The organism is Limosilactobacillus vaginalis DSM 5837 = ATCC 49540 (assembly GCF_000159435.1).
Taxonomy (GTDB): Bacteria; Bacillota; Bacilli; order Lactobacillales; family Lactobacillaceae; genus Limosilactobacillus; species Limosilactobacillus vaginalis.
This window is the reverse complement of sequence record NZ_GG693444.1, coordinates 1-508: the sequence shown is the minus strand read 5'-3', so window position 1 is coordinate 508 and position 508 is coordinate 1. Positions and strand designations below refer to the sequence as shown.

Sequence of the window (508 nt, the reverse complement as noted above, 5' to 3'; positions counted from 1 at the left end):
GAAACTTTTTGATAATCTTCATTAAAATTATTAATTCCTTTACCTGGCATTAGTGCAACTTGGTCAGTGGGTTTCCATGTGATTAAGGTTATTGCTGAAGTTTCATCTTTTGAAGTTGTTCTAAATCCCTCATAATCTCCCTCAATTGTTACATGATAAGTTAATTGGTTATCACCAGTGTTTGAAACAACAACATTTATTTGGGGCGTTGTGTAGGCAAATTGATCCGAGAGGTAAAAGTCCTCGTTAGCGATTTGATCACTAAGGTATGATGAGTCATTATTACCAACCGGAACAATGTTCTTTTGTAATTGCTTTTTCAGGTCTTTTGCACTTACAAAACTAGTTTTAACATTCTCGTTACTAGCTGGTTTCGTTACGGTTATTGTAAAGTCCCTTCCTAAATTTTTTAGTGAGATTCCCACGCTCTGAGTTGGGTCGACAATTTGAAAATACTCTCTATCCCCAATTTTCATCCATGTGTGAGCCTGAATACTACCAGTTTGCG

General features: G+C 36.2%; 1 pseudogene. It reads right to left on the bottom strand.

The window, feature by feature from the left end:
- A pseudogene (locus tag HMPREF0549_RS09935) lies at positions 1 to 508 on the bottom strand (mucin-binding protein); the annotation flags it as partial.